The organism is Xylanibacter brevis P6B11 (assembly GCF_000621825.1).
GTDB lineage: Bacteria > Bacteroidota > Bacteroidia > Bacteroidales > Bacteroidaceae > Prevotella > Prevotella brevis.
Window position 1 is genome coordinate 84,541 of the sequence record NZ_JHXG01000003.1, and the last position, 26,375, is coordinate 110,915.

Below are 26,375 nucleotides of genomic sequence, written 5' to 3' on the forward strand. Positions count from 1 at the left end.
GCAAAGCATGGCAAAGCAATCCGCAATAGAGCAAGACGGAACAATCGTCGAGAGCCTCTCGAACGCAATGTTCCGCGTAGAACTTGAGAACGGTGTACAGATCATCGCTCACATTTCTGGTAAGATGCGTATGCACTACATTCGTATTCTTCCTGGCGACAAAGTGAAAGTTGAAATGAGTCCATATGATCTGACTAAGGGACGAATTGTGTTTCGATACAAATAATAAAATCATTACTCAAAGATATGAAGACAAGAGCATCGTTGAAGAAGCGTACCCCAGACTGTAAGATTGTACGTCGCAAGGGTCGTCTGTTCGTTATCAACAAGAAAAACCCTAAGTATAAGATGCGTCAGGGCTAAAAAAAGTTAAAGAAGCAGCAAAAAGTAAGGAGATATCAATTTATTTCCTTACCTTTGCATGCTTTTTAGCAAATTTCGAAATTTAAACATTATTTTTTTTTATTCATTTATTTAACAAATGGCAATAAGAATTGTTGGAGTAGATTTGCCCCAGAATAAGCGTGGCGAAATCGCATTGACCTACATCTATGGTATAGGTCGAAGTAGTTCAGCAAAGATATTGGATAAGGCAGGCGTTAGCCGCGACCTGAAGGTCAGCGAGTGGAATGACGACCAGGCAGCCAAAATCCGTGAAATCATCGGCGCTGAATTCAAAGTTGAAGGTGATCTCCGTTCAGAGATCCAGTTGAACATCAAGCGACTGATGGATATTGGTTGCTATCGTGGAGTCCGCCATCGTAATGGTCTTCCTGTACGCGGTCAGAGCACTAAGAACAATGCTCGTACTCGTAAGGGTAAGAAGAAGACTGTTGCTAATAAGAAGAAGGCCACGAAGTAAAGTTTAAAGTTTAACGAGTTTAAAGTTTAAAAGAATTATGGCAAAGAAAACAGTCACTTCAAAGAAAAGAAATGTGAAGGTTACCGCAGTAGGTCAGCTTCATGTTCACAGTTCTTTCAATAATATTATTGTATCTTTGGCAAATGACGAGGGTCAGATCATCTCTTGGTCATCTGCAGGTAAGATGGGTTTCCGCGGTTCTAAGAAGAACACTCCTTATGCTGCTCAGATGGCAGCTGAGGACTGTGCTAAGGTTGCATTCGACCTGGGTCTGCGTAAGGTTAAGGCTTACGTAAAGGGTCCCGGTAACGGTCGTGAGTCAGCTATCCGTGCTATCCATGGCGCTGGTATTGAGGTTATGGAGATCGTTGACGTTACTCCATTGCCACACAATGGCTGCCGTCCTCCAAAGCGTCGTCGCGTATAATTATTTGGTTTCGACTTTCACCGCTTAAAGGACAGAGTTAAACCTATCATTTTATTATTTAAAGAAAATTATCTAAGATATTATGGCAAAGTATATTGGACCGAAATCTAAAATTGCCCGCCGTTTTGGCGAAGCCATCTACGGACCGGACAAAGTTTTGTCTAGGAGAAACTTCCCTCCTGGACAGCATGGCAATAACCGCCGCCGCAAGCAGTCGGAGTATGCAGTCATGCTGGCAGAGAAGCAAAAGGCTAAGTACACTTATGGTGTGCTCGAGCGCCAGTTCCGCATCATGTTTGAGAAGGCCGCTAAGGCTGAGGGTATCACCGGTGAGGTGCTGCTTCAGAACTTGGAGAGCCGTCTTGACAATGTGGTATTCCGTATGGGACTCGCTCCTACACGTGCAGCCGCTCGTCAGTTGGTAGGCCATCGTCATATTGTTGTTGACGGAAAGGTAGTTAATATTCCTTCATTTGCTGTAAAGCCTGGTATGGTAGTTGGTGTTCGTGAGAAGGCTAAGTCTCTCGAGGTTATCGCTGACGCATTGGCTGGCTTCAACCACAGCAAGTACCCCTGGATCGAGTGGGACGAGCAGCAGAAGGCAGGTAAGTTCCTTCACAAGCCTGAGCGTGCTGACATCCCCGAGAATATTAAGGAGCAGTTAATCGTTGAGTTGTACTCTAAGAACTAATAAAAATCATTAAGTTAATGGCGATATTAGCATTTCAAAAACCCGATAAAGTGGTAATGTTGGAAGCCAACGACCGATTCGGCAAGTTCGAATTCCGTCCGTTGGAGCCTGGCTTTGGTGTAACCATCGGTAACGCCTTGCGCCGCATACTCCTTTCATCGCTCGAGGGTTATGCTATCAACACCATTCGTATCACGGGTGTTGAGCATGAGTTCTCGTCAGTTCCTGGTGTTAAGGAAGATGTAACCAATATTATCCTGAACCTGAAGCAAGTAAGGTTCCGTCAAGTAGTAGAAGAATTCGAGAACGAAAAAGTCAGCATCACCGTTGAGAATTCTACTGAATTTAAGGCTGGTGATATAGGCAAGTATCTGACTGGATTTGAAGTGTTAAATCCCGATTTGGTGATTTGTCATCTCGACGCTAAAGCTTCAATGCAGATAGATCTGACCATTAATAAAGGTCGTGGCTATGTTCCTTCTGAGGAGAACCGTGAGTTCTGCACAGATGTCAATGTAATTCCCATTGATTCTATCTACACCCCAATCCGTAACGTTAAGTTTGCAGTTGAGCCCTATCGTGTTGAGCAGAAGACCGACTACGATAAGCTCGTACTCGAAGTAACAACGGACGGTTCCATTCACCCAAAGGAGGCTCTGAAAGAGGCTGCTAAGATCCTTATCTATCACTTCATGCTGTTCTCTGACGAGAAGATCACACTTGAGAATAACGAGAGTGAGGTTAATCAGGAGTTTGATGAGGAAGTACTGCACATGCGTCAGTTGCTGAAGACTAAGCTTGTTGATATGAACCTCAGCGTTCGTGCTCTCAACTGCTTGAAGGCTGCTGATGTTGAGACACTCGGTGATCTCGTACAGTACAACAAGACAGATCTCTTGAAGTTCCGTAACTTTGGTAAGAAATCGCTCACTGAGCTTGATGATTTGCTAGAGAGTCTGAATCTGTCGTTTGGAACCGACATTACCAAGTATAAACTGGACAAGGAATAATTTTGATTGACAATTCATTATTGACAATTGAGAATTGGAATTGCCCAATAAAAAGTAAAAACAACAATGAGACATAATAAGAAATTCAATCATCTCGGTCGTACTGCATCTCACCGCAGTGCCATGCTTGCTAACATGGCTATCTCGCTGATCATGCACAAAAGAATCACTACGACCGTGGCTAAGGCTAAGGCCCTCAAGAAGTATGTTGAGCCCCTTGTAACTAAGGCAAAGGAGGATTCAACTAATTCTCGTCGTGTAGTATTCAGCTACCTTCAGAACAAGGACGCTATCAAGGAGCTTTTCTCTACGGTAGCTGAGAAGGTAGGCGATCGTCCCGGTGGTTACACCCGCATCATCAAGCTGGGTGCTCGTCAGGGTGACGCTGCTCAGATTTGCTTCATCGAGCTCGTAGACTTCGATCCAGAAATGGCAAAGACTGAGACCAAGAAGAAGACTACTCGTCGTTCACGCAAGGCTACTAAGGCTGAAGCTCCTGCACAGGAGGCTCCTGTTGCTGAGGAGGCTAAGGCTGAGGAAGCTCCTGCTGCTGAGGCACCTGCTGCTGAAGAGGCAAAGGCAGAGTAAGACTCCGTTAAACGAGTTTTATGATGTAAATATATTAAGTGCTCCCATCGTGAAGGTGGGGGCACTTTTTTTATTCCACTAATTATTTGAATTATGAGATTCGTTGTCTTCAGCATTCTTATTTATATATTTATACCATTTACCTGTTTTGCCCAGGAGTCTAAGGCGCAGACTCCCGAGAGCTATTATTTAATAGGATGGCTCAACAATTGGGATCAACAAAACAAGGATTATCCCTTTGTTTTGCAAGATGATGGTGTGACTTGGAAGATAACGGTCTCCTGTAATACAGATGAAGGTTGGTTTAAGATTGTGCCTTCTTCTGTTTTTGGACGGAGTGATTTCTGGAAGAATCTTTTATGTGCTCCCTATGATGGCTGCCAGGAGCTGTCGGGAGAAATGGTCGTAGATGGCGGAGCTTGGTATCTGGCGCGTACTTCAGGTACTTATACCATTGAAATAGTTCCGTCTGAGTTCCGTTATCATATTACCTTGAATGAGTCAATAGCGCAATCCTTCTCCGGTACATTACCAGTTCTGTATATCAATACCGAGAATCCTGTTGACTCCAAGGATAACTATGTTCATGGCTCTTGTTTCTTGAATGTTCCAAACGGTAGCGCGTATAGCCCGTTGGGCAGTGAAGAAGCTCCATTGTCGTTATGGATTAAAGGACGTGGAAACTATACATGGTCTGCCTTTGAGAAAAAGCCATATCGACTGAAGTTTGAAGAGAAAGTGACACCCATGGGTTTGACCCAAAGCCGTCATTTTGTATTGATGGCCAATGCAGATGACGACTATGCAACGCTACGCAATACAGTCGGCTTTGAACTGAGTCGCCTTATGGGGCTTGACTATACCCCTTCTCAGCGTCCCGTAGAATTGGTCCTCAATGGCGATTACAAGGGACTATATATGCTTACAGAAAAGATTCGTGTTGCCCATGATAGAGTGAATATTGTGGAGCAAGACAATCGTGAAACTGATCCTTATAACATCACAGGTGGTTGGCTGATAGAGATTGACAACTACGATGATGATCAACAAATACGTTTCTGTGAGTCTAATGGTGAAATGCTTCGTTTCACATACCACTCTCCTGATACACTTTCAGAAGAGCAATATGACTATCTGTCCGATTGCCTGAAAGCTACAGATGCCGCCATCTATCAGACAGATAAGAGTTCTACGGAATGGGAGAAAAAAATAGATATGGACGTCCTTGCACGTTATTACATTGTTCAAGAAATCATGGATGATTGTGAGTCGTTTCATGGCAGTTGTTTTATCAGTAAGGACAGAGGCTTTGACAGTAAACTAAAGTTTGGTCCAGTATGGGACTTCGGTAATGCCTTCCGTCGTGATCATCTGCGTTTTATTTATGATAAGCCCAGCTTCTCGCAGAGCTGGATAGGGGAGATAGCCCGTTATCCTCGTTTCCAGGAACGTGTAAAACAACTATGGTGGCACTTTTTGTCTGTTAATTACTCACAAGTAGATACCTATATTGATGAGTTTATTAATCAGATAGCAGAAGCCAGCCAGTGTGATGGTATTCGCTGGCCACAGTATAACCAAGATAACATCAACGGAAGAAAAGATAGTTTCAAGTGGAATCTGAGTCGCAAAGTCCAGTTCCTCACAGAGCAATGGGGCGCCTATGATACAGGTATCAAACAAAGCACAGACAACCATGCGCAGGAAGAGTGGTTCACTCTCGACGGTCGTCAGTTAGGAGAAAGACCTGTTAAATCAGGAATCTATCTGTATAAGGGTAGGAAAGTGATGGTTAAATAACTATTTTCGCTGTTGCTTTCTTGGCTTCTTTCCACATGGGGAAGTGCTGGTTCATTAGGGCATAGAAGCGGGGACCGTGGTTGGCTTCTATGAGATGGGCTAGCTCGTGAACGACGACGTGCTCTATGCACCAGTCAGGGAGCAGGAGTAGATATAGGCTGAAACAAATCTGTTTTGTGCGTGGATTACACATACCCCAGCGTGAGGTGGTGGCTTTGTATATAATCTCGGAGGGTTTTACGCCCATTTTAGGGGCGTGGTAGGCCAATAAGGGGCTTACCTTGGTGTCTAGCCGCTTAACGGCTTCGGAGCGCTCAGATCGCTTCTTTAGGGGCAGTTGTGCGTAAAACTGTTTTCGTTTCTGCTCTGCCTCCATTTTTTTCTTGTGTGCTTTCTCTATCCAGTCACGGTGTTGCTCGATGAATTGTTCTATTTTTGTGCGTGACAGGAGTCGTGGAGCAGAAACATGCACATCGCCATTCTTGACGATGCGCATGGATAGTCGGCTTGTTTGTCGGTATGTTACAACAATCTTCATTCTTAGAACTTCACGCTTCGTGAGCCATCGGCATTCTCTTCGATGGTGACACGCACGGCGTCTTCAGGTAGTACCTCTTCGATGAGTTCTGGCCATTCTATAAAGCATAGACTACCACTGTAGAAGTATTCTTCGTAGCCCATGTCATATACCTCTTCCAGTTTTTTAATTCTGTAAAAGTCGAAGTGGAACAGACTATTGTCTATACCCTCTATGGGTTGTGAAATGCTGTATTCGTTGACGATGGCGAATGTAGGAGAGGTGATGACGTCTTCTACGCCTAATTCTTCGCAGATAGCTTTTATGAAGGTCGTCTTTCCGGCTCCCATTTTTCCGTAGAAGGCAAACACGCGGTGTTCGCCCAGATTATTGATAAATTCGCGTGCAGCGTTGCGAATTGTTTCGATGCTTTCAATCTTTATTTCCATATTGCATTATCTTTTTTTCCTATTGCATTATCTTTTTTTCCTATTGCATTATCTTTATTTCCTATTACATTATCTTTTCTTCGATACTGCATTATCTTTTCTTTCCCGTCATTGTGATGAGTGGGATAATCATTTCCTCCATTGAGATGCCTCCATGCTGGAATGTATCTCTGTAGTATGACACATAATAGTTATAATTGTTTGGATAGGCAAAGAACGCATCGCTGGTGGCAAATACGTAGCTTGTCGAAAGGTTGGGTGAGGGCAACTGCGCCTTTTCCGGTTCCTTGATGACGAACAGCTCCTTAGAGTCGTACGAGAGGTTCTTTCCCAGTTTATAGCGCAGGTTGGTGTTCGTGTTGCGATCGCCCACAATCTTCACCGGTTTTGTGCAACGGATACTGCCGTGGTCGGTGGTCACAATCACCTTGTAGTCCGTCTGTGCCAGCCATTTAAAGAATTCAGCAATCACCGAGTGGCGGAACCACGATAGTGTGATGCTGCGGTAGGCCGACTCGCTGTTAGCCAGTTCACGTACCATTCTCGATTCCGTTCTGGCATGACTCAGCATGTCGATAAAGTTGAATACCACCACGTTCAACTGGTTTTTGTCCAGTGTGTTCAACTGTTGCATAAACCTCTCAGCCTCTGCCGATGTATTGATTTTATGGTATGAGAACGCCTCGTGCCTGCGATAGCGCTCCAACTGCGTCTGTATCAGTGGTCCCTCGTTCAGGTTCTTGCCCTCCTCCTCGTCTTCGTCCACCCACAGGTCTGGGAACATCTTTGCAATCTTGTTGGGCATCAGTCCGCTAAAGATAGCATTACGTGCATATTGCGTAGCCGTGGGCAGTATCGACGAATACACATTCTCGTCAATGTCAAACTGGTCGCCAATCTCCTGTGCCAGCATGCGCCATTGGTCATATCGAAAGTTGTCGAGCACCACCATGAAGACCTTCTCTTTCTGGTCGAGTAGGGGGAACACACATTCTTTGAAGATGCGATGCGACATCAGCGGCGCAGGCTTATTGTCCGTGATCCAGTCCATGTAGTTCTTCTTCACGAACTTCGAGAATCCCAGGTTAGCCTCCTCTTTCTGCATGGCCAGCATCTCAGACATCTGCGAGTCCGTGCTGCTCAGCTGCAGTTCCCAGTGCACCAGTCGTTTATACACCTCCACCCAGTCGTTCCAAGTGTTACAGTCCATGATTTGCATGGCAATCTGTTGAAACTGCTGCTGATACTGACTCTGAGTCACCTCCGTCTCGATCTCGCGTCGGTGAATATTTTTTTTCAATGTCAGCAGAATCTGGTTGGGGTTCACCGGTTTTATCAGGTAGTCGGCAATCTTTTGTCCGATGGCCTGGTTCATGATGTTCTCCTCTTCGCTTTTGGTAACCATCACTACGGGAGTTGCGGGTGCAATCTCTTTGATGCGTTGCAGTGTCTCCAGCCCTGATAGTCCCGGCATCTGTTCGTCCAGAATCACCAGGTCAAACGAGCGCTCCTCGCACAAGTCTATGGCATCAGTACCATTCGATACCGTTGTCACCTCGTATCCTTTTTTCTCGAGAAAGATGATATAGGCCTTCAGCAGCTCCATCTCATCATCCACCCATAGCAGTTGTCCGTTTGTCATATCGTTACCATAAGTCTTCTAGTTCAAACTCGTCGTCATCGCCGCTGTCCTCCTCCTGTTTAGAGGTTGGCTCGTCCTCAGCATCTATCACAGGCTGCTCGTAGTCTGGCTGCTGCAGCAGATCCTCGTTGGAGATGGGCAGTGGCAAGAACGTCTTCTCATAGAACTCGTCGTAGTCCTTGTAGCTATAGCGCGTGCCTATCAGCGCCAGGTTATGCTCGCTGATCACCAGCGTGCGACATCGTTTCAGCATCTTGCCCATGGCCTCGGCAGCATGCAGCTGTCTGGCATATTGCAGCGCCTCGTCGAAGTTCAGGAAGCCCCGTATCATCATACGGTTGATGCCGTTGTCACGTTCAATCTCCATGTCGAAGTTGCGCACCATGAAGTTAGAGAAGTTAAACCGTGCCATCTCAAACAGCAGCTGGTTCTCTCCCGAAGTCGCGCGTCCTTCTGTTGAGTGCTCATTCAGCGAGTCAGGCTGATAAACCAAGATGAAGAGGAACGGCACGTTGCGCTCAGCCGATAGCGTGTCGGCAGCCACCGAGTCGTTGCTTGCCGTGATGTCGCGTCTCGACCATATATCGTCCAGGTCGAACTTGCCGCCATGCAGCGTTCTTCCCTCCTGCACGCCCTTGACGATCATGCCCGCCATCTCCGACACCTCGCTCTGCGGATATTTCTCCACCACCGTCTTCAGGTTCTCCACACAGCCTTTGGCATCGCCCTGGTTCAGTAGGCTCAGTCCGTTGATGAACAAGAACTTAGCCCTGTTCTCACCCAGTGGGAACCGTTCTGCCGATAGTTTGGCGTTGGCCTGAATCATCTCGTGCTTGTTGGCTTTGAAAGCCTCGTACGTGGCGCCATAGATAGAGTCCTCCAGATGTTCGCCAAAGCGAGCGTTCTCCTCGAAGTATGGGTCGCTCAGCAAGATGGTCCATTCGCTTTCCGGATAGTCCGCCTGCATGCGAGCCAGACAGTTGTTGGCCATCAGTGTGTCGCCCCTCAGCGAGTATAGCAAGAACAAATGATACCAAGCCTGGTCGTTCTGCTCGTATTCAGGGTATTGCGATGTCAGTCTCAGCAACTGCTTCTCCGATAGCTTCAGGTTCTCCAGTTTATCCTTGAAGATGATGCCCGAGTTAAACAGTCCGTCCATGATGGTCGCATTGCTCTCTGCCAGTTGATCCTCGGTGAAAGGTATCTGTGCCAAGTAGTATTCGCGGTTGTGCGGGTCGTTGGCCAGCGTGTCGTTCTCCGCCGTGTCGCTCTCGTTGCTCACCTCGTTGTTCTCCTCGTTCTCCGCCGTGTTCAGGCTGTCGGTCGTCTCCTCGCCGTTGGCCTCCCCCTGCAGGTTCACCACCGTCTTGTTCGCGCGCTGCCAGTCGTCCACGTTCTCACGCTTGCCCCATTGTCGCTGGAACTGCTGTTTACCCTGGTTCACCGCCATCTGGTTGTAGAAGTACCACTTGCCGTCTCTCGACGTCGTGTTGTTCTGCTGTGGCGTCGTGTTGCGTGTGTTACGTCCGTTGGTGGCGCTGATGCTCTGTTGCAACTTGTTCACCTGGGCCTCCAGCGCCTTGTCGCGTTCCTCCTTTTCCTTTTTCTTCAGTGCGTCAATCACGCGGTCGATGGCAGCCAGTCGCTCCTTCTCGGGCAGTTTGGCCAGCACCTGCAGCGAGTCCTGCAGATACACCGCATCCGTGTGGGGCACCAGTTCGTCCAGCACCTTCGAGCGGTGAGCCAGTTCCTCGTAGTCCTCTCGATCCTTGTCCAGCAGACCTATGGCCTCGCCATAGCAACGCTGCGCATCGTTGTATTTCTCCTTGATCCAGTACAGGTCGCCCAATTTCAGTAGCAGCACACCCTTCTCTATACCGCTGCGCGTCGCCTTCTCGTTGCCTTTCTCATAGGCCCCGATAGCCTTGGCCGTGTCGTTCTGCATCAGGTAGATGTTGCCGATGGCATAATACACCTGGTCCAGGTAGTCCTTGTTATTGTCAGATGCCGCCATACGCTTCAGTCGGCTAATCATCTTCTTCGCATTTCCCTTGGCCATCACCTCGGTCTGCGCTATCCGTGCGTTGAACTCCAGTTCGTAGGGTGGGTTCAGTCTTACCACCTTCTGGTATGCCTTGTACGATAACTCCTTGTGGTTCAGCGCCGCCTCCACCTGTCCTGTCAGGTACCATATGCGTGCCTTCTGCGCTGTGCGCTTCTCGTGCTTGGCCGTCTTGTGCAGGTAGGGCAGTGCCTTTTCCAGTTCGCCATTCTTCAGGTAGAAGTCGGCCATTGTGGCATCCCATGTCTTCTGCGCCTTGTAGTGGATGCTGTCGCGGTTCATGTTTCTGATCACGTCCTCGGCATCGTACAGCCAGTCCAGTTCGGTGTAGCAGCGTGCCAGCCAGGCGCGTGCCATGCCGTTGATAGCCGGCTGCCCCTGATACAGGCGGCTGACGTACGAGAAGGTGGCCGCCGCCTCGTCGAAGGCCCCCTTCTGAAACTGTGCCTGTCCCATCAGCATCCAAGCCTTCCACAGGAACGGGTTGTATTCGCCGCGCGACAACCATTCCCTGTCGCGTGCCGTTTTTTTCCTGGTCTTGTTCCACACCGGCTTCGCCTTGATAGAGTGCAGTTTGATGGTCTTCTCCATCTTCTCTATCGTGCGGTCGTACTTTCCTTTTCCCAGGTCACGGCTTTTCTTATTGCCCACCACGTAGAGGGGCAACATCTCCGTGAAGTTGTCCTTGTTGCCCTTTTCTTTCTCCTCGTCGCCCTCTATGTAGGCCAGCGAGCCGTTGTAGTAAGTGTTGTATTTGGCTGTGAAAGAATGCCAGAAGCGGCTATTCCCCGTATTTTTTTGCGTAGAGCAAGCTGTCATCAGCAGGAAGCTGATGACGCTACCTATACCTATATATAATAATCTACGCATCTAAAAGAAAAACTCCTAAACGGCCGTTTTATTGCCCTCGCGGCGTTTTTTCTCTTCCATCAGGCAGGCTATCTTGCAATCGCCCGATACCTTGCTGCTGCATGTGGCACAGTCCTCGCCCTCCACTACGGGCGCGTCGGTGCCGCCTTTCGTCAGCATTGACGACAGTGCTGCCACAATGCCCAGCACTGCCAGTGAGATGATACAAATTAGTGCAAACTGCATATTCTTTTATTACTTGTTGATTGTGAATCCATTTTTCTCCAGGTCGTCCCAATACATGGGGTACGACTTGCTCACCACCTGCGGGTTGTTGATGCTGATAGGCATGCGGAAGGCCATTGGCGCAAAGGCCAGTGCCATGCGGTGATCCTCGTAGGTGTCGATGACGTAGGGCGCGTTGCCGTTGGCTGTAGGCTGTCGCTTGCCGTCCCACATCAGTTCGCTGTCGTTGATGCTCTTCAGTTCGATGCCCATCTTCCTCATCTCAGTCTGCAGCGCCGCTATGCGGTCGGTCTCCTTGATCTTCAGTGTCTGCAGTCCTGTGAAGTGGAAGGGCACGCCCAGTGCGCAACACGTGCACACGAACGTCTGCGCCAGGTCGGGCATGTTCACAAAGTCATATTCCAGTCTAGGCACGTGGCGTCCGCTCTTCTTCAGCGTCACCGTGGTGGGCACGCCCGGCTCTTTCGTCTCGAAGATGGTCTTCACGCCCAACAGGCTAAACAGATAGCGCACGCCCGAGTCGCCCTGCTTCGAACCGTCCATCAGTCCGCTCAGCTTCACCTCGGCCTCCTCGTCCTTGCTCAGCGCCACCATCTCGTACCAGTAGCTGGCGCCGCTCCAGTCGTTCTCTATCAGGTAGGGGCGTGCCACGTAGGGCTTAGGCTGCACGGTGATGGTGTCTATCGACGTCCATTCGGCGTCAGCGCCAAACTCGCGCATGGTCCACAGCGTCAGGTCTATGTAGGGGCGCGAGATGATCTCGCCCGTCAGTCGCAGTGTCAGTCCTTTCTTCAGCACCGGGCCTATCATCAGCAGGGCCGAGGTGTATTGCGACGACATGTTGCCGGCTATCTCCAGCTCGCCGCCCTCCAGCTGTTGCCCGTTGATTCTCAGTGGCGGAAAACCGTTCTCCCCCTCGTATTCAATGTTGGCACCCAGGTGTCTCAGCGCGTCCACCAGCAGTTTGATGGGGCGGTGCTTCATGCGGTCGGTGCCCGTGATGACGTGTTCGCCGTGCTCCGTGGCCGACAGGAATGCCGTCATGAATCTCATGGCCGTGCCGGCCGCTTTGATGTCGATGACGTGGGGCATCTGTTCCAGTGCGCGTACAATCACCTCCGTGTCGTCGCAGTCGCTCAGGTTGTCGGGCAGAGTGTTGCCGCCGGTCAGTGCGTGTATGATGAGTGCACGATTAGAAATGCTCTTCGAGGCAGGCAGTTTGATGGTCGCCTGCAGCCTCTCTGGTGCTATGATATTATAAGTCTCCATAATTGACGGCAAAGTTACAAAATAAATGTCATAATGCTACTGTCACCCCTTAATAATTAAAGTTTTTTGGAAAAACGTGAAAAAGATGCAGAAAAATTTGGTGGTTTCGGAAAAAGTCAGTACCTTTGCATCCGCAATTCGAAAGAAGCGCATCATGATCGGGATTTAGCGCAGTTGGTAGCGCACACGTCTGGGGGGCGCGAGGTCGCTGGTTCGAGTCCAGTAATCCCGACTGGAGAAAGGGAGTTGGAAACCAATAGGTTACAACTCCTTTCTTTATTCCCTAAAGTTTACTCAATATCTTTGGAGTGACGGAAATCGTTACGGAATCCGTCACTAAAACCGTCACCTATTTATGAACGCTAAAATTTCGGTAACGTGCTACAAAAGCAAGATTTTGAGTAATGGAGAAGCTCCCCTAATGGTGAAAATTACAAAAAACGGAAAACGTAGTTTGAAAACTTTGGGAATATCCCTCAACCCTAAATATTGGGATTTTGAACGGGATAGACCTAAAAGTAGTTGTCCTAATAGGAGTCATGTTGTGAGCATTATTACTAATGCTTTACAGAAATACCAAGCAATTCAACTTGATATGGAAGCAAAGCAAGAGGACTATACGGCTTCGGAGATTCTAACTAGTACGGCTACCAAAACAAGACTTGTAACCGTTGGGGACTTTCTAACCTCACACATCCATCAGTTAAGGGATAACGGTAAGGTGGGTAACAGTTATGCCTACCTGAATCTGCGTACCACTTTACAGAACTTTTACGGAAAGAAATTGACTTTTCTTTTTAATGCTGTAGATGTTAGTTTCTGCAATAAGTTTGAAGCGTGGATGCGTAAGAATCAGTTTGAAGATACTACGATGCACTATTATTTCCGTACACTTAGAGCTACCTACAATAAGGCTGTAGAGACTAAATGTGCAGACCGTGAAAAGAGTCCGTTCATTGAATACAAGCTGAGCCGATTCTGTACCAAAACAAAAAAACGAGCGTTGTCTAAAGAGAGTGTGAAGAAGATTTTGAAAATGGATTGTTCCTGCATGAGTGAGAAAGCACGTCTAGCACATGATGTTTTCTCATTCTCCTATTATTGTGGTGGAATCTCACTTGTCGATGTCGCTAATCTTACGTCTGAAAATATTGTCGATGGACGACTGATTTATGAGCGTCAGAAAACGCATGGGATGATAAACTTGGTAATGCTTGATGAAGCTAAAGTCATTATTGAGAAATATTCTACCTATCAAAAACGGGCTGGCTACTTGTTCCCGATTCTGGATAATCGAAAGCATATTACTCCGATGCAGAAATTTAACCGAGTTCGTAAGTTGTGCTGTCAACTAAATAAGGAGCTTCACAAGATAGCGGCTAACTTGAAGATCAAAGAAGATGTTACAACCTACGTAGCCCGTCACTCCTTTGCAACAGTGTTAAAGAAATCTGGTGTTAACATTGGCATCATTTCTCAGGCATTAGGACATCAAGATATTAAGACTACACAGATATATTTGAGCCAATTTGATAATGAGCAGATAGATTTTGCAATGCAAAACTTATTGTAAAACACAGGAAACTCCACTTGATTCTTTGCCAGGTGGAGTTTTTTTTGTTACTTTTGCAGCTATGGAGAAGAATTATTCAGTAGAAGATATGGCCTACATCGATTTTGTAGCACGAAAGTACTGCTACCTTTGTGAGCCAGGCTGGGAAGAATATGTTGTAGAGAATGCCCGTGATCTGTTTCAACGGAGAACAGACATGATAGATTGTGCCTCAAACTACGACTTATACAAGTCCACGGAAACCATGCAGGCAAAGGTCGAGAAGTACAATCTTGACGCTGAGAAGTTTTGGCTCCTACTGCTTTTCCTCAAAGACTTCACGGAATCCTGCTTTGGAGAGTCATGGGTGTTCGATGAAGTGTCAGTAGCTGATAACATCAAAAAGATGCTTGCCATGCTTGATGCTTCTACATGTGAGTTGACTATTAGCAACAAGACAGAGTCAGCTCATATCAACACTTTATTCATTAAGAACGGACTTAAAGAGTTGCTTATGTCTTACCTACATAGTGATAATGCGAACCTATATCCATGCATAAGCACTACCCAAGACAATGTGCTATGGCATAAGGTAAAGTTCTTCATGGACATGCTCGATTACTTCCTCGTTAACAATATACCAGCATATGCCAACAATACATCACGTCGAAAGGATTGGATGTTTACCGCACAGATCCTTTGCATCGTGGGCTATCTTGAAGATAAGAAATATCTTGTTGGCTATGAGATAACGGAGCGAACACTAAAGAACATAGATGGTAATACAATAGTCAAAATGGAAAAAACACCAGTCAAAGATGTAGGCAAATACATAAAAGACAACACAAAATGCTGCAAAGCAACTCCAGACCGAAACAAGTCATGTTACTGTTACAATCCATATTTGAATATGATAGACTGATTATTTTTGAGGTAAACTCACTTTGACAGTTTACCTCAACCAGTCTTTCATTTTTTCTTCCTTTGCATTTCTTTTTCCTCTAACTTTGCACCCAGAACGAAACAACAGCGCGCGAGTTGAAGTAGTTCTGGAGGTTAAGACGCCGCCTCGCATGGTGCAAAGGTCAGAAAAAACAAAGAATTATGAATTTAAAATTTGAATTTTCAACACAGACAACTGCCAAGGAACTGCAGTACCCCAACAATGAGGCTCATGCCGAAGTCGAGAAAATGATGAACCGTGGCGACAAGCTTTCGGTTAAGTTTGGAACAACGAAGTCTCAGCACCCTTACGCTTGGGTTGAATCCAAGACCGTGACAGGCTTCAAATATGAATTGGATGCCGAGCGCGCGAACAACCTTATTCACTATCTGATGACAGGTGAGGTCAGTGAATATGCTGGCGACCCAATGAAGAGTGATACTCTAGAGGCTGACGAAGACTACCAGTGGGAAGTCATGAAACTGTTCATAGAGAACGGTCAGTCATTACAGTACACTCCGTTGTTCCGAGAATACAACGACAAGATATCAGCAATGAAGTCGATGTTCAAGGGTACGGTCTTTTTCCGCATTCCTCGCACGTCAGATAATCTTGACTATCTGCGTGAGCATAAGCAGAGTGTTTAACTTAATCGTGGGGGAAGGTTATGCTTCCTTCCCCTACACCTTATTATTTCTATGTTAGTAAAAGAAATACAGATTTCAAAAGTGAATGGTAAGATGCTGCATCTCAATGATATCTACCCCATGATTGAGACTAACACCATCCTCAACAAAACTGTTACGGGAATCGGTGCAACTTACTCAGAAATCAAGGCTCCCAGACATTCAATCATTATCGAGCCAACAAGACCCGTGATTTATGGTAAGACTCACGACTCGAAGCACAAGAATGACAATTTGATGGGTGTCTGCCAAGGAGTTACATCGGACATGGTTACGGATTACGTTGAGAACAGCCTCCGTGATAACAAGTGGGTTAAGATATTGACGACTCCAGAAAGTTTTAGGAAAGTGCTAAAAGCTTTCGGAGACCTCGATATTGATATACGATTTGATGGTTACTTCCTACTATTCGACGAGTGTCAGAAAATGGTGAAGGACTGTGACTACAGGTCAGACATCACTTTACCAATGGACTTGTTCTTCGAGTGCAGGGATAAGGCTATAGTCTCAGCAACTCCACCAACACAATATGCCGACACACGTTTTAACGATTTTCAGATGGTCAAGCTTATTCCTGATTACGACTACCAAATGGATTTGCAGCTATATACTACTAATAATGTGTTGCAGAGTAGTCGTGAATTACTGGAATCTCTGGCTTCGGACGAGAGACCAGTTTTCTTTTTCGTCAATTCGACCGATATGATTTACTCACTTATGAAGCAGTTGGGAATCATGAACGAATCGGCAGTGTTCTGTTCCGAGAAGAGCGTTGATAAGCTGAAATCTTTAAAATTTAGAAATGCTTACGAGGAATGGAAAGAATCAAAAATGGTTCGCTATAATTGGATGACAAGCCGATTCTACAGCGCACTCGACATCGAATTACAGGAATCTCCAAATGTTGTGATGCTGACAGATTGCTATACAGCTGAGTACACCATGATAGACCCGTACGTGGATGCTGTCCAAATCGTAGGTAGGTTCCGAAACGGTGTTAACGGAATATACCATGTCAGTAACTTCGATAAGAGAAATCCGATTAAGAGCAGAGAGCAGATAGAGGAAACGTTTCATGCTCAACAGAATGTCTACGAATACTTGGGTAAGATGGCCTATTCTGCATCAACAGCTACACAACGAGAAGAATTTCGAAGGGCTCAGGCAACAATTCCGTTTACTCGATTTTTTGATGAAGACAACAAAATCGACCCGTACAAGGTTGACAACTACATTGATGAAGAGATGATAAAGGTTATCTATAATAATTATGGTAGAGTGCTTCAAGCTTATCAAGAGTGCGGCTACTTCAATGTTACTCGTGTTCCCAGATATTGTAAATTCGGAGATTATGAGCGATTGAAGATTGAAAGTAAGGCTGCTTCCATCAGAGAGAAACGCAAGGAGATAGTCTCTCAACTGGAAAAACTCGGAACCTGTGAAACTGAGGCAGAATGTCAATACAAGCGTGATCTTGCATTTGCCGACTCTCTGATTGTCGAAGCATATGATTTGTTGGGTAAGGAGGAAATCGAACAACTCAGATATTCGGTCACTAAAATGCGTGAAGCAATTATTCTGAAAAAACATCAGGTGAAGGCTCACGCCACAGATGCCATCCAGCTTATTAACACGTTCTTCTTTCCCCAGCAGTGGTACTCGGCCAAGACTATTAAAGAAAAAATCAAGGAAATCTTTGCTGAGCTGAACATTCCTACTTCTAAGGCTGTCACTTCACACACCATTACCGAATACTTTGAGGCCAAAGAGGTGAAAAAACGGGTAGGTGGAAGAGGATATTTTCTCATATCACCTCGATTTGCCTAGTGTGACTTTTTTACTGAAATATTGGTTTTATATACCTTTTTACGTTTTTGTCACCAATTTAACTAGCAAACCGATATCGCGGATTTCTTCGGAGTCCGCTTTTCTTTGTTTATGTTACAATCCTCAGAAGTAACCATTTTCAAAATATCTTTTTGTTACGAGCACGCCACACCACATAACAATTAGCCCCCCACCCATTGAAAGATGGTAAAACAAATTCCATAGAGGAAACCTCAGTCAAATATCTAAAACGTAGTCAATATTTATAGCGACTGTACCTCTAGGAGGTAAACACGTACCTCACACAATTCACTCTATCAATAACCATTTAATTCATTTTGTTATGAACAATTTACTGTTAATGCCTGCTGTGGCTACTAATAACAGCAATCAGTTTGAGTACGCTGACTACGAAGAAGTTTTAGAACAGCCTGAAACTTCTATTAACTCCTACGTCAGTTTCTTGGATGCAAACACCAACCACATCACCATGGATGAGTTGAAATCTCAGTGTGTTGTTCCAACATGGGCTAATCAGGAGTTAACAATCTCTCATCAGGACTTCATTGAATCTGTTCACGATGCCGCAAAGTCTTTCTATCAGGGTGAAGCAGTAACAGCACCCTCCATTCGTGTTTCTCACATTGTCAGAGGAAGAACTCCTAACGCTTTAGGGAAACGAGCATCTGAGCTTCTGGAGTGTGAAAAGACTCAGTTCTACCAGCGTTTAGCATTTGCTTTCACTATTCCAACAATTTATGAGACTGTCGATGGCAAACGTTTGGAACTATGCGTGGGTGGTGTCCGTAATTACAATGACCTGAACCTCTACCGTTCTTCTAAAGGAGTGGAAAAGTTCTGTGTGTTTGTGGGATGGAGAGTAAGAATCTGTAGCAATCAGGTGCTAACAGGTCAAGGGGTGAAACTCTCTCTGGAGGTAATGGACTTGAAACAACTCTACCAACAGGTGATGGAACTCTTCAATCAGTTTAACCCTGCAAAAGACATTCACTTGATGCAGACCCTTTCCAACACTTACCTGACTGAAACTCAGTTTGCACAGGTGATTGGACGCATGAGACTCTATCAGGCACTACCGCAAGGACTCTCCAGAAGAATTCCTAGGCTGCTGATTACTGACAGTCAGATAAACAATGTTTGCCGTGAATACTATCACAGTGAGGATTTCGGTGGTAAAGGTGGATCACTTTCCATGTGGAACTTCCACAATCTTCTGACTGAGGCTAACAAATCAAGCTACATTGACAGCTACCTCCAAAGAGCTGTTAATGCCACAGATGTCAGTGTGGGGCTTAACAATGCCTTGCGTGGTGATATGACTTACCAATGGTTTCTTGGTTAGTTGATAGAGCGGAGGGCATCACCTTATTATATATGGGTGGTGTCCTCTTTTCTAATGTGTTCAACGGACTAAGACAGAATCTGAATTAAAAAGATGGTGCATTTCATACAATCAAGTGGATATTTCACACAAACAAATCGAATTATCTGTCTGGTTTCTTGCATTATTCAGAACTAATTGCTACTTTTGCAAGCGAGTTTTAAGTACCCAACGTGTTGGAGTACGTTTTAATGACTCAGACATATCAAAAGAGCGATTGACGTTTATCCTTCCTCAGAAACGTGGAAAATTTCTAATCAGCAAGGGTAATGGCAATATGCTCACGTTTGGGATTATTGTACCCTTTAAGGGCATGATATATCTTAACACGTGGGCTATTGCTTCATTATTAGCTGATAGGTAATTCCACGACCTCTGGGGTGATAATAGGCAGTAGTCCCACGCTTCTTTAAGCAATAATCCGCTGACTTCTTGGGATTGGTTGGCCAAATTAATTAAGAGCATGAAAAAAATAATTGCATTCAGTTTTCTCTTATTAATGACTGTACCTGTGTTAGCACAATATGCTAATCAATCACCACTGATATTTAACCCTCCTTATGCTTCTTCAAACAATCGTTCAGTAATTTTATCTTCAGACCGCATCCCAAGTGATTTTCTTGGTTGCACCCTTGGTGTCACAACAGAAGTAGATGCTCTGAAAAAGTTAAGTAAGTTAGGGATACGCTATCGTGAAAGTTCTGGTGGCGATTCTGATGTTCTTGTAATTGACGGGGATATAGAATGTGAAGGGGCTAAGTTTTTGAGTGTAGCCTTATGGTTCTATAGCAATAGGTTTTGGAAAATTGTTTTTGAACATATGAAAACGGATTCAAAAATTTTGGCTAATACTATAAAACAAAAATACTCAAAGTTTCCAAGAACAGCTCCCAACAAATACGGTTACATAAGGTACATAGGCAATAGTACAGATTTGGTGCATAATAATTCAAATCTACAATATACGATTAGAGGAGGTAGTTCTGTTCGATGGGGAGAGGAATAACCCATTTTTGGGGTCATTATTTCGATTGTCAATAATTCTTATCCTATAAAAAATGAAAAAAGTACTTGTTATTTGGGTAATGTTCACATGTTTAATCTCATGTGACAATTTAGGTAAAACTCACTTCACTGACCTTGATTTTAGAAGAGACGGAAGAAATGAGTTCGCGTACAAAAAAGTCGGAACTGTCTTTACGGGAACTGCGTGGAGTAGTGATGGAAAGACTGTGAAGATTGATGTAAGCAATGGCGTCATAACAACAGTTACTGTCTACCATTCAAATGGAAAAATCGCAGGCACAACACATCCAGGAACTCGCGGTAGTGATACTTTCTATAACACAAACGGGAATACCTTAACTGAACAACAGTTCATGAACCAATATCCTGACGTTATGGCTCAGTTAAATGCTCTCGAATATGAAGTCCATTATATTGAGAAATAAAACCTAACTATTTGTTTTTTCCATGTCGGATTATTGTACCCTTATAGGAATGATATGTTCTAAGGTGTGGGCTATTGTTCATTGTTTGTAGCAGGTAGTCCAGAACCTTATGACGATAATGGCAATAGTCCCACACTCTTAAAAAATAATCCTCTGACTTCTTGGGATTGCTTGGTATTTTGTTGATTGTCAAACTAAAAAATTGAGATTATGAAAAAGTTATCTACATTATTTTCGATGGCAGTTCTTGTCTGTACTATTTTTTCTAGTTGTGTCTCTATGTTTGGTATTTATAAAAAGGTTTATATTAGTTCAACTCCTTCAGGCGCTTTTATTTATCGTGATGATGGCGAATATGTTGGGCAAACACCTTTTCTCTACGAAGGAAAAGCCCATCATAATTTTTATTTATCTATGAATGGTTATGAAGATGCGGGCATATATACTGAGTCAAAATTTAATCCATTATATCTCGCAAATATCATTCTTATACCATATGGCTTCTTTGAGACGAACAACGCTACTACTTTCAAAGAAAAAGAATCTTATTATAATATAACGCTGAAGCCCAAACCAGTTCAAACATACACGCCTACATATACAACAGCACCTGCGCGTGTACCAACACTATTAGAATCCGTATCATCTAATTCAGAACAATATATATGTGTAAATGCACTATCAAGAATTAGTCCAACCTATTCATCTTCAACTAATCGGAAAGTTTTAAAAGGAAGAGATATATTTAAGAAATATAGTAATGCAGTTTTTATGATTTACGGCGCGACATCTAATGCTGAACAAATATGGCAGGGCTCTGGTTTCTTTGTTAATTCGAACGGACTAGCAGTTAGTAATTACCATAATTTTGAGGATGCAAATAAGATTGCCATAAAATTATATGGAAGTGATACCTTCCATGAAATTTCCAAAAACGACATATTGGCATATAGCAAAAGTGAAGATTACATCATATTCAAAGTTGCAGGCTTGTTTAGTACCCCATTTATACCGATTGCCTATCAAAGGAGTGAAGTCGGTGACAAGGTTTATACTATAGGTAGCCCTAAAGGTCTTGAAAATACATTCTCATCTGGTGAAATTTCTCAATACCGTACAGAACTAGGTTATATTCAAATTACAGCTCCTATTGATCACGGAAGTAGCGGAGGTGTACTATTAAATGAATATGGAGAAGCCATTGGCATAACATCAGCAGGAAGAGATGACTCTGGTGCTAACTTGAATTTTTGCAGAGACTTATTATATATTATGAATCGGTACAGGTAATTTGTTAAAAGCAGAATATTAATAAAATTTTTTATTCACGCCCAACCACCCATTTCATACAAAAAATATAGTGAGTGGTTGGGTTTTTCATACAATAAGACTTATATTTCGTACAACTAACCATCGAATAATACTACTATTCAAAAATTAAGAACTATCTTTGCAACCAGAAAAAGAGAGGATATGAGTAACAAGGTACTAATCATATCGAATGCTAACGAACTCGTTAGGATAAAACCTGAACGGGTGGTTTATGTGGAGTCAGACGGGAACTATTCCACTTTGGTGTTGCATGATAAAACAGAACAAGTGTTTACTATGAATCTAGCTCACTGTCAACAACTGATGGAGGAACAGCTGGGTAAGGAGGCTATGACTTTCATCCGTTTAGGTAAGCAGCTGATAGTAAACAGAGCATACATCTTTAAGATTAATCCGAATAAACAACTGCTATTTATGTCTAATTCGGAAGTGAATATAGCTTTTGAGCTACAGGCTTCTAAGGAGGCATTGAAACAGTTGAAGACTTTGCTTGAATCAGAGAGGGGAAAGGAGGATAGACTATGAAGAATAATGATGAACTACAGGTGCTTGGTAGTGACACCAAACAAAAAAGCTGGAAATGGATAGCCGTTGTTGTAAGTGTGATTCTACTGGCAATAGCCTGTCTTTTATATAATAGGTTTGGCTCTACAGATCGTTCCTTACCGATGCCCCAGGAAGGATCTACCATTTCACCTGCATTACAATATGTTGCAGACTCATTGCTACAGGACAAACTAAAAGAAATAAACGGTCAGCAAGGTCAGGTAATCATTATGAATGTTCAGACTGGTGAGATACTTGCTATGGTTGGTCGTGAGCGTGACTATGAAGGAGAGTTTCAGCCTTGTAAAAATTTTGCCTATCAGCAGGAACAAGGTTCTTTGGTAAAGACAGCGTCACTTCTTGTCGCATTGGAAACTGGGAAGGTCACATTAGATGATGTCGTAGATACAAAAGATGGTGTCTGGATAATTGATGATGACAGGACATTGAGAGACCACAATTGGCGAAGAGGTGGATATGGCTTGATGACACTGGAACGTGCCTTGGAGGTCAGTTCAAATATCGGAATAAGTAAGACCATCTGGAATTTGTTTAAAGGTCACGAACAAGATTATTTCAACAAACTTGACTCTATGAATTATGGACAACCTGACAGCATTGTTGGAATAGAAAGATTGAGTCCAACATCCTATCATACTCCCAAAGACTCCGATTGGGTAAACAAGGATATTATTTGGAGCTCTATAGGTTACGATCGGAAAATGGCACCAATACAAATGCTGACTTTTTATAATGCCATCGCTAATAATGGAAAGATGGTGAAGCCAACGTTACAGTCTGGGATTACAAAGGTGATAAATGAACAGATTGCTAGCAGAAAGAATATTGAATCAATACAGCAAGCATTAGAGCATGTTGTTAGTCAAGGTTTAGGAAAACTTGCTGGCAGTAAACGCATAAAAGTTGCAGGAAAGGCAGGCACAACCCAGGTAGGAGAATACTATGAAGGAGATAATACAGTTTCTGAATATCACCTTGCTTTCTGTGGTTACTATCCTGCTGATAAACCTAAATACAGCATGATTGTAAGTCTGAATAAGCTCGGACTACCTGCAAGTGGTGGTGCAATGGCTGGTGAGGCTTTTCATAATATTGTTGAATGGATGATTGATAACGGAATGATAAAATAGTAGCTATGGTAAACGATACGATTGTAAAAGTAAGGAATCTTTCAGATAGGCTCTGTAATGAGGTTATCCTTTGGAGTAATGACTTGGCACATACCCTTGGCATTACATACGGAGAAATATGGGTTTGAATAACAATTTTTGTCATCTTCATGCTAGGACTCTACAACGTCATGCTGTTGCTAGCATTTTATTGTCCTAAGTCAAAGAGAATCATCAAATACGCTTATTGGGTGACACACAGCCTCATCGTTTTATTTCTCTTCTCCATCTTAATATTAGGTGTTGCCGCAATATAAAGAATAACTGTTTTATATGCTGTTTTGAAAAATGTCACCAATTGCACGCCGAACCTTGATTAACATTTTTTAAGTTTGGATTTCAGGTAAGCAATAATATCTTTAGTTACAGTTGCAATGATACAAGGGAGCGTCTATAAATGGCGTTCCTTTGCTTTCTCTTTGATACGGAAGCAAATTTTTCAAAACGACACTACAAAAAGTAAAAATAATATTCCGCTCAAAAATTGGTCTCAGTTCACCGTGTTCCGGTACAAACAGAATCGTTAGCATAACGAACTACTTGTTTCAAAAATTCAAGTGGCTATCCAATGCATAAATATAGTACGATTCAAAGAAACACCTTTTTTGACAACACACAGTGATTTCAGTAGCCTATGATTGACATAAAAATGCTATAGTCAGTTTAATTGACTAAATGAAAAATGACAATATAATCGCTGTGAGATAATAACTATAGGAACTTTCAGATCTATGGGGGAACAGAGGGCGTAGAAATGCATTTTTTTTCTAAGCCATCATAACAGTTATGCTATATAATGACGACAAGATCTGTCTGAGGTCGAAATTTTAACTGTCCCATTTGGCTAACATGAGGTGTCCCATTAAGTTAACAACATACTAATACCTATAATACTAATCCCTATTAAGCAGAAATCTTTCAGATTTCCGTCAAACAAAGATGAGATGAATTGAAAAGAAAAAAATACTATGATAGAGTACATTCCAACGATGCAAAGGTTTTCCAATCGAAAAGATGCTAAGAAATTTTTTGGAAAATAGTTCTTTAATAAATTGTGGAAAGAAGATAATTTTAGAGTAATCAATAATTCAAGCGTAGCAAACTTCGATGAATTACAGAAAAATCCCCCAGTCAGTTGCTGATAAATTGAAACCTTTAGAAGCATATGTTTATTTGGTTTTAGCTTCTAAATCAGATTTTGAAACTAACGAAAGTAATGTTAATGAAGATACTTTGGCAAAAGCTGCAAACTTAAGACGAGAAACTATTTCAACTCACATAAACAGATTTGCGAAAGCAGGAATAATTAAGAAGATAACTGAGCGTAGAAAAGGAGATAGTGGTGCTTTCTTGTTTAATCACTATTGTCTATATACCGATAACTACTCACTAATTAGCATGGATTTACTGAAAGAGCCGATAAAAAGAGAATTAATCGGCTTTCTTGCTCAACTAAAGTTAAGATGCTACAACTTTACAAATCTCTGTCAATACTCGGTAAGAGAGCTTGCTGATACGTTGGTCTATTCTAAATCGACAGTTGACCGCTATCTAAAAGAAGCAGATGATTTAGGCTATATCAAACGTGACGATAAAGGGATATGGTTACTTAACAACCAGCTTTTTATAATCGACAAAAAGTCCGAATACGAAATAGTAAAGGAGTTCTATCCTGAAACACTTACAGATGAAGAAATTGCTAATCATAAGATATCGTCTTCACCACTTCGATGGTGAATGAATTATTTAATAGGATGCAAGCACCGCGATTGATTTCGTGATGGTTGCTTTTTTTTGTTTCAGGATGTCTGTGACATTTTATATTGTTTTACAGAAAAGATGAACGTTACAAAAACGGTAATCTCTGAGAGATCGCATTCTTTAAATAATTGATACCGTTCACTAAAAATAGAGAGCATAACTGCACTTTTATTCGATTTTTCTTTGTAACTTTGCGACGATTCTAAAAGAATCATGAAATATTGAAGTTTAATCCAACGTGATGAAAACCGTCACGAAATCCGTCACTCAAATAAGAGTGATAACTCCTAAATTATTGAAAGTCAGTGGGATTTAGCGTCAGTTGTGTAGCTTCTGGGGGGCGCGAGGTCGCTGGTTCGAGTCCAGTAATCCCGACCAAAGAGAATCCAAATTACTGTTTCAGTAGTTTGGATTTTTTTTGTGTCTTGTGGGAGCCCCCCCCTCCTGGTCTCCCCAGGGGGGTAATGGCATAAAAGAAGGTCGAGCGGGTGTTAGCCGTTCGACCTTCTTTTATTATCATGATGGTATGCTTACCAGATCAGTTCACCTTTATAGAAATACACAATCGAGATGCGATAGCGAGGCTCGTTGTCGCTGGGGCTGCAAAGCTCGCCTGTCTTTCCGTCCATATACTGCAGTTGCTTCTGAAACAGCAGGTTGCGCTTGGTATCCCTCACCCAGAACGTAGAGTCGGGGTTGGTGCGCATGGATGCTTCCTCTAGCAGGTTCAGTAGTTTGGGATTCTCGCGCAGAATGCTCAAGGCCTCCTCTAGTTTGTTGCTTGAGACGTAGGGGTAGCCATAGTAAACACTGCTGTAGAATTGGGTGTCGATATCGTCTTTGCTGAATGGCTCACCAGCGCAAAAACTTATATGCTTGGGCGTTGTCTTGCCAAGCACCTTCAGTAGTATGCCATGCTCGTTGGCGCTCTCTTCGCGTATGCACAGATAGCGAGAGTTTACGTACTGTTTATATGTGGTTTTGCCGCTTTTCTTCAAGATTCGCTCTTGTTTTCGGAGCACGGCAACTTCTCCTAAAGTCCAGTTGTTTGTATTTTGTCCCATCTTATCGTGTGTAAATTATGTTATCTTTTATAAGTTTTGAGGTTTCTTCACTACTTCATCTTCCATTGTTTTAAAGGTTTCGACATAATGTCGATTCTTTTTGACAGTTTATGATATGTTATAGTAGAAATTCCTCGCAAAGGTAAATAATTTGTTCGAAATTGCCAAATTTCTGGCAATAAAATTAAATAATTATTAAATAATTGAAT

General features: G+C 43.5%; 26 protein-coding genes and 2 tRNA genes. 21 read left to right on the forward strand and 7 right to left on the reverse strand.

Annotation, left to right across the window (positions count from 1 at the left end; translation table 11 throughout):
* The first annotated feature begins 7 nt into the window (after window positions 1-7).
* The 8 genes from infA to T496_RS0100465 all read left to right on the forward strand — a co-directional run bounded on the left by infA (window position 8) and on the right by T496_RS0100465 (window position 5,378).
* On the forward strand, window positions 8-226 hold the full coding sequence (gene infA, locus T496_RS0100430; protein WP_027448993.1) for a translation initiation factor IF-1: 219 nt from the start codon (window positions 8-10) through the stop codon (window positions 224-226).
* A gap of 20 nt (window positions 227-246) precedes the next feature.
* Window positions 247-363 carry a 50S ribosomal protein L36 gene (gene rpmJ / locus T496_RS0100435; RefSeq protein WP_009160995.1) on the forward strand — a complete coding sequence of 39 codons (117 nt, stop codon included), beginning with the start codon at window positions 247-249 and terminating at the stop codon, window positions 361-363.
* 118 nt (window positions 364-481) lie between these two features.
* Window positions 482-862 (forward strand): 30S ribosomal protein S13, encoded by a 381-nt coding sequence (gene rpsM, locus T496_RS0100440; RefSeq protein WP_027448994.1) that lies wholly within the window; start codon window positions 482-484, stop codon window positions 860-862.
* A 37-nt stretch (window positions 863-899) separates the two neighbouring features.
* Window positions 900-1,289, forward strand: coding sequence for a 30S ribosomal protein S11 (gene rpsK / locus T496_RS0100445; protein ID WP_027448995.1), 390 nt, complete (start codon window positions 900-902; stop codon window positions 1,287-1,289).
* Window positions 1,290-1,371: 82 nt separating this feature from the next.
* A complete protein-coding gene (gene rpsD, locus T496_RS0100450; RefSeq protein ID WP_027448996.1) occupies window positions 1,372-1,980 on the forward strand; it encodes a 30S ribosomal protein S4 in 609 nt (202 codons plus the stop codon).
* 17 nt (window positions 1,981-1,997) lie between these two features.
* Window positions 1,998-2,990 (forward strand): DNA-directed RNA polymerase subunit alpha, encoded by a 993-nt coding sequence (locus T496_RS0100455; protein WP_027448997.1) that lies wholly within the window; start codon window positions 1,998-2,000, stop codon window positions 2,988-2,990.
* A 66-nt stretch (window positions 2,991-3,056) separates the two neighbouring features.
* Window positions 3,057-3,578 carry a 50S ribosomal protein L17 gene (gene rplQ, locus T496_RS0100460; protein WP_027448998.1) on the forward strand — a complete coding sequence of 174 codons (522 nt, stop codon included), beginning with the start codon at window positions 3,057-3,059 and terminating at the stop codon, window positions 3,576-3,578.
* A 93-nt stretch (window positions 3,579-3,671) separates the two neighbouring features.
* Window positions 3,672-5,378: a CotH kinase family protein gene (locus T496_RS0100465; protein WP_027448999.1), complete on the forward strand. Its 1,707-nt coding sequence runs from the start codon at window positions 3,672-3,674 to the stop codon at window positions 5,376-5,378.
* Here the strand turns inward: T496_RS0100465 and T496_RS0100470 are convergent.
* From T496_RS0100470 to T496_RS0100495, 6 genes are all read right to left on the reverse strand, one after another.
* Window positions 5,371-5,916: a M48 family metallopeptidase gene (locus T496_RS0100470; RefSeq protein ID WP_081783476.1), complete on the reverse strand. Its 546-nt coding sequence runs from the start codon at window positions 5,914-5,916 to the stop codon at window positions 5,371-5,373. The genes T496_RS0100465 and T496_RS0100470 overlap by 8 nt on opposite strands.
* Before the next feature lie 2 nt (window positions 5,917-5,918).
* A complete protein-coding gene (gene tsaE / locus T496_RS0100475; RefSeq protein WP_027449001.1) occupies window positions 5,919-6,344 on the reverse strand; it encodes a tRNA (adenosine(37)-N6)-threonylcarbamoyltransferase complex ATPase subunit type 1 TsaE in 426 nt (141 codons plus the stop codon).
* A gap of 91 nt (window positions 6,345-6,435) precedes the next feature.
* Window positions 6,436-7,986: a T9SS response regulator signal transducer PorX gene (gene porX, locus T496_RS0100480; RefSeq protein ID WP_027449002.1), complete on the reverse strand. Its 1,551-nt coding sequence runs from the start codon at window positions 7,984-7,986 to the stop codon at window positions 6,436-6,438.
* Between the two features lie 4 nt (window positions 7,987-7,990).
* The gene (gene porW / locus T496_RS13040) at window positions 7,991-10,918 is read right to left on the reverse strand and encodes a type IX secretion system periplasmic lipoprotein PorW/SprE (protein WP_052341981.1); all 2,928 of its coding nucleotides are present in this window, start codon (window positions 10,916-10,918) and stop codon (window positions 7,991-7,993) included.
* 15 nt (window positions 10,919-10,933) lie between these two features.
* A complete protein-coding gene (locus T496_RS0100490; protein ID WP_027449003.1) occupies window positions 10,934-11,143 on the reverse strand; it encodes a hypothetical protein in 210 nt (69 codons plus the stop codon).
* A gap of 9 nt (window positions 11,144-11,152) precedes the next feature.
* Window positions 11,153-12,412, reverse strand: coding sequence for a 3-phosphoshikimate 1-carboxyvinyltransferase (locus T496_RS0100495; protein ID WP_044110286.1), 1,260 nt, complete (start codon window positions 12,410-12,412; stop codon window positions 11,153-11,155).
* A gap of 159 nt (window positions 12,413-12,571) precedes the next feature.
* Between T496_RS0100495 and T496_RS0100500 the strand changes: the two genes are divergently transcribed.
* From T496_RS0100500 to T496_RS14800, 13 genes are all read left to right on the forward strand, one after another.
* Window positions 12,572-12,644 (forward strand) — tRNA-Pro (locus T496_RS0100500).
* Window positions 12,645-12,767: 123 nt separating this feature from the next.
* Window positions 12,768-13,985 carry a site-specific integrase gene (locus T496_RS0100505; protein WP_027449005.1) on the forward strand — a complete coding sequence of 406 codons (1,218 nt, stop codon included), beginning with the start codon at window positions 12,768-12,770 and terminating at the stop codon, window positions 13,983-13,985.
* A gap of 61 nt (window positions 13,986-14,046) precedes the next feature.
* Complete coding sequence (locus T496_RS0100510) at window positions 14,047-14,886, forward strand: hypothetical protein (protein ID WP_027449006.1); 840 nt, start codon at window positions 14,047-14,049, stop codon at window positions 14,884-14,886.
* 182 nt (window positions 14,887-15,068) lie between these two features.
* Entirely contained in the window at window positions 15,069-15,554 is a 486-nt protein-coding gene (locus T496_RS0100515; RefSeq protein ID WP_044110288.1) for a hypothetical protein, read from the forward strand.
* 120 nt (window positions 15,555-15,674) lie between these two features.
* Entirely contained in the window at window positions 15,675-17,420 is a 1,746-nt protein-coding gene (locus tag T496_RS0100520) for a hypothetical protein (RefSeq protein WP_231477965.1), read from the forward strand.
* Window positions 17,421-17,763: 343 nt separating this feature from the next.
* A complete protein-coding gene (locus T496_RS0100525; protein ID WP_027449009.1) occupies window positions 17,764-18,783 on the forward strand; it encodes a DUF3871 family protein in 1,020 nt (339 codons plus the stop codon).
* A 502-nt stretch (window positions 18,784-19,285) separates the two neighbouring features.
* Complete coding sequence (locus tag T496_RS0100530) at window positions 19,286-19,828, forward strand: hypothetical protein (protein WP_155808560.1); 543 nt, start codon at window positions 19,286-19,288, stop codon at window positions 19,826-19,828.
* 52 nt (window positions 19,829-19,880) lie between these two features.
* The gene (locus T496_RS13045) at window positions 19,881-20,273 is read left to right on the forward strand and encodes a hypothetical protein (RefSeq protein WP_052341982.1); all 393 of its coding nucleotides are present in this window, start codon (window positions 19,881-19,883) and stop codon (window positions 20,271-20,273) included.
* A 210-nt stretch (window positions 20,274-20,483) separates the two neighbouring features.
* Window positions 20,484-21,563, forward strand: coding sequence for a trypsin-like peptidase domain-containing protein (locus T496_RS14275; protein ID WP_081783477.1), 1,080 nt, complete (start codon window positions 20,484-20,486; stop codon window positions 21,561-21,563).
* Between the two features lie 183 nt (window positions 21,564-21,746).
* On the forward strand, window positions 21,747-22,130 hold the full coding sequence (locus T496_RS0100545) for a LytTR family DNA-binding domain-containing protein (RefSeq protein ID WP_027449011.1): 384 nt from the start codon (window positions 21,747-21,749) through the stop codon (window positions 22,128-22,130).
* Entirely contained in the window at window positions 22,127-23,302 is a 1,176-nt protein-coding gene (locus tag T496_RS0100550; RefSeq protein ID WP_231477966.1) for a penicillin-binding transpeptidase domain-containing protein, read from the forward strand. The genes T496_RS0100545 and T496_RS0100550 overlap by 4 nt, the downstream gene beginning before the upstream one ends.
* 1,146 nt (window positions 23,303-24,448) lie before the next feature.
* Window positions 24,449-25,078 carry a hypothetical protein gene (locus tag T496_RS0100555; RefSeq protein ID WP_027449013.1) on the forward strand — a complete coding sequence of 210 codons (630 nt, stop codon included), beginning with the start codon at window positions 24,449-24,451 and terminating at the stop codon, window positions 25,076-25,078.
* Between the two features lie 330 nt (window positions 25,079-25,408).
* Window positions 25,409-25,480 (forward strand) — tRNA-OTHER (locus T496_RS14800).
* Between the two features lie 152 nt (window positions 25,481-25,632).
* On the opposite strand, the gene T496_RS0100560 is transcribed toward T496_RS14800, so the two are convergent.
* Entirely contained in the window at window positions 25,633-26,166 is a 534-nt protein-coding gene (locus T496_RS0100560) for a hypothetical protein (RefSeq protein WP_027449014.1), read from the reverse strand.
* Window positions 26,167-26,375 lie beyond the last annotated feature (209 nt).